Annotated in this window: 6 protein-coding genes; 4 read left to right on the top strand and 2 right to left on the bottom strand. The window is 64.0% G+C overall.

Annotated features, from left to right (window positions below; translation table 11 throughout):
• From mfd to QZL67_RS09370, 3 genes are all read left to right on the top strand, one after another.
• Positions 1 to 3,171, top strand: a 3,171-nt coding sequence (mfd, locus tag QZL67_RS09380) for a transcription-repair coupling factor (RefSeq protein ID WP_292920220.1), incomplete at its 5' end; no start/stop codon positions are given.
• A gap of 53 nt (positions 3,172 to 3,224) precedes the next feature.
• The gene (locus QZL67_RS09375) at positions 3,225 to 4,286 is read left to right on the top strand and encodes a peptidylprolyl isomerase (protein ID WP_022290463.1); all 1,062 of its coding nucleotides are present in this window, start codon (positions 3,225 to 3,227) and stop codon (positions 4,284 to 4,286) included.
• A gap of 292 nt (positions 4,287 to 4,578) precedes the next feature.
• A complete protein-coding gene (locus QZL67_RS09370; protein ID WP_022290462.1) occupies positions 4,579 to 5,835 on the top strand; it encodes an acetyl-CoA C-acetyltransferase in 1,257 nt (418 codons plus the stop codon).
• 149 nt (positions 5,836 to 5,984) lie between these two features.
• Here the strand turns inward: QZL67_RS09370 and QZL67_RS09365 are convergent, their stop codons facing one another.
• Positions 5,985 to 6,203, bottom strand: coding sequence for a helix-turn-helix domain-containing protein (locus tag QZL67_RS09365; protein WP_022290461.1), 219 nt, complete (start codon positions 6,201 to 6,203; stop codon positions 5,985 to 5,987).
• 90 nt (positions 6,204 to 6,293) lie between these two features.
• Here QZL67_RS09365 and QZL67_RS09360 point away from each other — a divergent pair, with 90 nt between their 5' ends.
• Complete coding sequence (locus tag QZL67_RS09360) at positions 6,294 to 6,470, top strand: hypothetical protein (protein ID WP_022290460.1); 177 nt, start codon at positions 6,294 to 6,296, stop codon at positions 6,468 to 6,470.
• A gap of 56 nt (positions 6,471 to 6,526) precedes the next feature.
• On the opposite strand, the gene trxA is transcribed toward QZL67_RS09360, so the two are convergent.
• Complete coding sequence (gene trxA, locus QZL67_RS09355) at positions 6,527 to 6,844, bottom strand: thioredoxin (protein ID WP_022290459.1); 318 nt, start codon at positions 6,842 to 6,844, stop codon at positions 6,527 to 6,529.
• Positions 6,845 to 6,989 lie beyond the last annotated feature (145 nt).

Below are 6,989 nucleotides of genomic sequence, written 5' to 3'. Positions count from 1 at the left end.
ACGGTGGCCACGGCGGATGCCCTGTGCGCCCGGACGCTGCCTCCCAAGCTGCTCCATTCCCTGGCGCTGACACTGGAGGTGGGCAGCCGGGCAGATCTGAACGAGCTGACGGACCGCTTGGTGTCCGCCGGATACACCCGCTGCCAGCAGGTGGAGGGCGTGGGCCAGTTTGCCCTGCGGGGCGGTATTCTGGATGTGTTTTCCCCCCTGATGGACCAGCCGGTGCGGTGCGAGTTTTTTGACGATGAGATCGACTCCATGGGCACCTTTGACCCGGGCACCCAGCGGCGGACGAAAAACGTCGCCTCCGCCCAGATCCTGCCGGCGGCGGAGGTGCTGCCCCACTGTGCCCCCGGCGGCCTGGCGGGGCTTGCGGAGCAGTTGGAGACGCTGGCCGTGAAGCTGGCGAAAAAGCCCAAGACGGAGGCTGCCGCCCAGCAGCTGCGCCAGGACGCGGAGCGCTTCCGCACCGGGGCCGTTCCCGGCGGTCTGGACCGGTATCTGGCCGCCGTGTACCCGGAGATCTGCACCGGCGTGGACTATCTGCCCAAAGACGCGGTGGTGTTTTTGTGCGAGAGCGGCCGGGTGGACGAGCGGGTGAAGGGAACGCTGCTGCAGCTCAAGCAGGATGAGGAGTCCCTGCTGACGGCAGGGCTGCTGGCGGGCGAGTACGCCCGGCTGACCCTCTCCGGCGAGGAGCTGTATGCCGCGCTGGAGGAGTTCCCGGTGGTGATGGAGGATACCCTGCCCACCTCCCGCCACCCCCTGCGGCCCCGGGGGCTGATGGCGGTCAACGCCAAGCAGCTCTCCTCTTACGGCGGCAGTCTGGAGACGGCGGTCAGCGACCTGGAGCACTACCGGGCCACCGGCAGCGCCGTGCTGCTGCTGTGCGCCGGGGAGACCCGGGCCAACAACCTGCGCCATCTGCTGGAGGAGCGGGGCATCCCGGCGGTGCTGGATCTTGCCAACACTGCCATGCCCGCCCCCGGCGAAGTGCGCATCACCCTGGGGGCCCTCACCGCTGGCAGCGAGTGGCCCCAGCTGCACCTGGCGGTGCTGACGGAGGGCCAGCTGACCGCCACCTCCGCGGGCAAGCGGCAGCGGGTGAAGAAAACCTCCAACCGCCAGAAGATCCAGTCCTACACGGACCTGACCCCCGGCGATCTGGTGGTCCACGAGCACCACGGCGTGGGCCGGTTCGTGGGCATCCAGCGTCTGCCGGTGGACGGTGTGGAAAAGGACTACATCAAGATCGACTACGCCGGAGGCGACTGTCTGTACGTCCCCGCCACGCAGCTGGATCTGGTGAGCAAATACATCGGCGGCGGTGAGGACCAGGAGCGGACCCGGCTCAACAAGCTGGGGGGCACCGAGTGGGCCAAGCAGAAGACCAAGGCCAAAAAGGCCGCCAAGGATCTGGCCAAGGGGCTCATCGCCCTCTACGCCCAGCGGCAGAAGCAGCCGGGATTTGCCTTCTCCCCCGACTCCACCTGGCAGCGGGAATTTGAGGAGTCCTTCGATTTTACGGAGACCGACGACCAGCTGCGGTGCATCGCGGAGATCAAGGCGGACATGGAAAAGCCCCGGCCCATGGACCGGCTCCTCTGCGGCGACGTGGGCTACGGCAAAACGGAGGTGGCCCTCCGGGCGGTGATGAAGTGCATCCTGGACGGCAAGCAGGCCGCCATTCTGGTGCCAACCACCGTCCTGGCCCAGCAGCACTACGCCACCGCCGTCAGCCGCTTCCGCAATTTCCCGGTGAAGATCGAGGTCCTCTCCCGCTTCACCCCCGCCAAGGAGCAAAAGCGGATTCTGGAGGCGGCGGCCGGCGGCCGCGTGGACCTGCTCATCGGCACCCACAAGCTGCTGCAGAAGAACATGGTGTTTAAGGACCTGGGCCTTCTGGTCATCGACGAGGAGCAGCGCTTCGGCGTGACCCACAAGGAGCGGCTCAAGGAGATGAGCCGTCAGGTGGACGTGCTGACCCTCTCCGCCACCCCCATTCCCCGGACGCTGAACATGGCTCTTTCGGGCCTCCGGGACATGTCCACCCTGGAGGAGCCCCCCCGGGACCGCCAGCCGGTCCAAACCTACGTGCTGGAGCACGACTGGGCCATCCTGGAGGACGCCATGCGCCGGGAGCTTGCCCGGGGCGGACAGATCTACTACCTCCACAACCGGGTGGAGTCCATCGACCTGACCGCCTCCCGCATCCAGAAGATGCTGGGGCCGGAGGTGCGGATCGTGGTGGGCCACGGGAAGATGAGCGAGCACGAGCTCTCCTCCGTCATGCAGGCCATGGTGGACGGCGAGGCGGATATTCTGGTGTGCACCACCATCATCGAAACCGGCATCGACATCTCCAACGTCAACACCCTCATCATCGAGGACGCGGACAAGATGGGCCTGGCCCAGCTCCACCAGATCCGGGGCCGCATCGGCCGTAGCTCCCGCCGGGCCTATGCTTACCTCACCTACCGCCGGGGCAAGGTGCTCCAGGAGACGGCGGCCAAGCGCCTGGCGGCCATCCGGGAGTATGTGGAGTTCGGCTCTGGCTTCAAGATCGCCATGCGGGACCTGGAGATCCGGGGCGCGGGCAATCTGCTGGGCCCGGAGCAGAGCGGCTACCTCATGAGCGTGGGCTACGACATGTACCTCAAGCTCCTGGAAGAGGCGGTGCTGGAGGAAAAGGGCGAGGAGAAGAAGGTGGAGACGGAGTGCTCCGCCGACCTCACCATCAATGCCAACATCCCCGAGCGGTATGTCCCCGCGCCGGAGCAGCGGATGGACCTCTACCGGCGCATCGCCGCCATCCGGACCAACGACGACGCCTCCGACCTTTTGGACGAGATGCTGGACCGCTACGGCGAGGCCCCCAAGAGCGTCCTGGCGCTGCTGGACGTGGCACTGCTGCGGGCGGCGGCGGCCAAGGCCGGCGTGTGCGACATCACGCAGAAAGGCAGCATGCTGCGCTTTACTCTGGCGGTGTTCCGCCCGGAGGCGCTGGTGGCGGTGTGCGGATTGAGCAAGTACAAGTTCCGGCTCACCCTCTCCGCCGGAGAGACCCCCATGCTCACCCTCAAGCTCAAACCCGGCGAGGACACGCTGGAGGCCGCCCTGGCTCTGGTGGAGGATCTGAAGCTGGCCTCGGAGCCGTCCGGGCAGGCATAAAACAGCGCTCTTTGGCATAGGATGGAAGGACATCCTGTGGGAGGAGCCTGAACATGAGGAGACGACAATTTGCGGCCCTGGGCCTTGCCGCGCTGCTGGCCTTTTCCCTGGCCGGCTGCGGCGGGAAGAAAGCGGATGAGGGACGGACCTCCGGCCTCTATTACGAGGCTGCCGGCATCAGCCCCGATGCGGTCCTTCTGACGGTGGACGGCCGGGAGGTGCCGGCCTGGCGGTATCTCTACTGGCTGACCTGGGGCTGTGACCAGCTGAAGGCGGCCTATGACGCGGCGGGGCTGACCCTGGACTGGTCGGAGACCCTGGAGGGCACGGACCTTGCCGACTACGTCCGCCAGCAGGCACTGGACAACACGGTGCTCTATGCCACGGTGGAAAACTGGGCGGAGCAGTACCAGGTGGAGATCACGGATGCGGACCAGCCCCAGATGGACAGTCTTTGGGCCAAACAGGCGGAGGAGGCCGGCGGCGAGGAGGAATATCTCGCCCAGATGGCCGACCGGGGTCTGGAGCGCAGCGAAGCGGAGGCCCTGTGTGAGGATGCGCTCCTCTACCGCAAGCTCTCCCAGCTCTCTGCCGAGAGCGGCAGCGCCCTGGCTCCGGCGGAGGGCGCCGTGGAGGCCTTTGCGGGAGAGCGGGGGTATCTGACGCTGGAGTGGTTGGTGGTGCCGGTGACAGACGAGGCGGACCGGGAGAGCTGCCGGGAGCAGGCGGCGTCTCTCTTCTCTCAGATCAATGCCAGCGCCGATCCTCCGGCAGCCTTTGCCGCCCTGGAGGAGACCTACGGCACCGGAGACAGCGCCCGGACGTTTCTGCCGGGAGCCGGTGTGCTGCCGGAGGCGGTGGAAGAGGCCTCCAAAACGCTGGAGGAAGGTCAGTGGAGCGGCATCCTGGAGGCCGATGACGGGTTTTATCTCCTGCTGCGCCGCCCGCTGGACACGGCGGCGGTGGCGGCGGACTACTTTGACAGCCGTCTCCAGCAGGCCGCCCGGGAGGCGGAGGTCACCACCACCTCTGCCTTCGACACCCTGGAGGTCCCCACCTTCTACGAGCGGCTGACTGCTGCCCGGGATGGTGCCCGGGACGATGCCGGGACATAGGGGATTTTGGAAACACCTGCCTTTTTCGTCAAGTTGACGGAAAAGGCAGGTGTTTTGTCAAACTTTTAACAAATTTTCGGATTTCACATAAAATTGCATTGACGCAGACTGCAAAAGCCTCTATAATCAAATTTGCAGACGGGGTGAAGGAACGTCATTTGTCAAAAATTTGGCAATCCTGTTGCCGGGTTTGACGTGCATCCGTCCTTCGCCGTTTGTTATGGATACTGCGGCAGCGGCGCGGAAAATGCACCGCCTGCCGGTCAAATTTCAAGAAAAACGGAGGAACATCATGAAAGAGCTTTATGTCGTCAATTGCTGCAGAACCGCCATTGGTTCCTTTGGTGGCTCCCTGAAGAACACTCCCGCCGCCGAGATGGGCGCCATCGTGGTGAAAGAAGCGCTGAACCGTGCCGGCGTGAAGCCCGAGCAGGTGGACGAGGTCATGTTCGGCTGCATCCTGACCGCCGCTCAGGGCCAGAACGTGGCCCGGCAGGTCTCCATCAAGGCCGGCATCCCCTACTCCGTTCCCGCCTATACCGTGGGCATGGTCTGCGGCTCCGGCATGAAGTCCGTCATCGAGGGCGCCCGCTCCATCCTGGCCGGTGACTCCGACGTCGTGGTCTGCGGCGGTACCGAGAACATGAGCGCCGCTCCCTTCGCCTCCATGGATGCCCGCTGGGGCGCCCGCATGGGTGACAAGAAGCTGGTCGACACCATGATCAAGGACGGCCTGTGGGACGCTTACAACAACTACCACATGGGCACCACCGCTGAGAACATCAACGACATCTGGGGCATCACCCGCAAGGAGCAGGACGAGTTCGCCGCCGCTTCTCAGCAGAAGGCCTGCGCCGCCCGGGATTCCGGCCGGTTCGATGACGAGATCGTTCCCGTCCCCGTGAAGGTCAAGAAGGAGATCGTGGAGTTCAAGCGCGACGAGTATCCCAAGGAGAACGTTACTCCCGAGAGCATCGCCAAGCTGCGCGGCGCCTTCCCCGTTGGCCCCGAGTCCCCCAATCCTCAGGTTGTTCACACCTTTGAGCCCAAGGGCATCCAGGATGCCGACGACAAGGGCACGCAGCGCGTGACCGCCGCCAATGCTTCCGGCATCAACGACGGTGCTGCTGCCATCATCCTGGCCTCCGGTGAGGCTGTGGAGAAGTACGGCCTCAAGCCCATGGCCAAGCTGATCGGCTGGGGCCAGGGCGGCGTCGATCCCAAGATCATGGGCGTCGGCCCCGTGGTTGCCTCCCGCAACGCTATGGCCAAGGCCGGCGTGACCATCGACGACATCGACCTGGTGGAAGCCAACGAGGCCTTCGCCGCTCAGTCCATCGCCGTGGCCCGTGAGCTGGGCTTCGACATGAGCAAGGTCAACGTCAACGGCGGCGCCATCGCTCTGGGCCACCCCGTTGGTGCTTCCGGCGCCCGCATCATCGTCACGCTGCTGCACGAGATGCAGAAGCGGCCCGAGGCCAAGAAGGGCCTGGCCACCCTGTGCATCGGCGGCGGCATGGGCACTGCCGTTGTGGTGGAGAAGTGCTGAGCACCTCCCCGGAATCGGTACATCACTGAATGAAAAAGAGGGAAGCCATGGGCTTCCCTCTTTTTTTGCGTGTGGAAGCAATCCCCTGCCCCCTTCCGTGTCCGGACAGAAACCCACGCCCGCCGTGCAGATCGCACGGCGGGCGTGGTTCAGCGTTTGGGATAGGGGCGGGGATCATTGGTGTAATCCACCAGGTAATCCACACTGGTGTGGTAAAACTCTGCCAGCTGGATCAGAACTTCCACGGGAATGTTGATATTTCCCAGTTCGTAGTCCGAATATGTGGTTTGATGGACCTGTAAAAGTTCCGCAAGTTGTTTTTGCGAAAGGTTCCGGTCCTCCCGAAGTGCACGTAAATGATGGAACATGACATCACCTCGCGCTCAGTATACAATAAGGGAAATCCCCTTATTGACTTTTAAGGGATATACCCTTAAACTGGAGCCGGAGGTGAGCTTATGAACGAGACCTGCGAGAGCTGCAAGTACTTCCGCCGCCACTATGTCAAGTGCGGACGGGGGTACAGTCCCCTGGACCAGGGGCACTGCGTCCATCCCCGGCTCAAGGACCGCACGGTGGATACGCCCGCCTGCGCCCGCTACCGCTGCGGGGAAAAGCCCCGGCAGGAGCCGTAACGACAAAAAAGGCGGGGGAACAGGCTCAGCCTGCTCCCCCGTCCATGGGACGCGATTTACAGATTGTCGTCCAGGATGCCGGTGAACACGTCGCCGGGCATCACGCCCACCTTGCGGTCAAACTCCACGCCGTTTTTCAAAAACACCACCGTGGGGATGCTCATGACGCCGAACTGGCGGGCCAGCTCCGGCTCCTCGTCCACGTTGACCTTGCCCACCAGGACCTTGCCGTCATACTCCTGGGCAATGGCCTCCACCGTGGGAGAGAGCATCTTGCAGGGGCCGCACCAGGAGGCCCAGAAGTCTACCATTGCCAGAGGGGCTGCCTTCGTCAGGGGGGCGAATTCCGCTGTCGTCAAATGCTTGATTGCCATACGTTCATACTCCTTTTTTCTTTTCATTTAATAATATAGTCTGAATTTCAAACCGTATTCACTAACATGTATAGGGATCAGGTCCCGCTCTCACGGCCCTGCGCCACGGCCCAGGCCGCCGCGCTCTGTCCGGCGATGAGGCCCT

The organism is Oscillibacter sp. CAG:155 (assembly GCA_000436875.1).
Classification (GTDB): Bacteria; Bacillota; Clostridia; order Oscillospirales; family Oscillospiraceae; genus Oscillibacter.
Note: the sequence above shows the minus strand (reverse complement) of the source record. Positions and strands in the feature narration are given on the sequence as shown.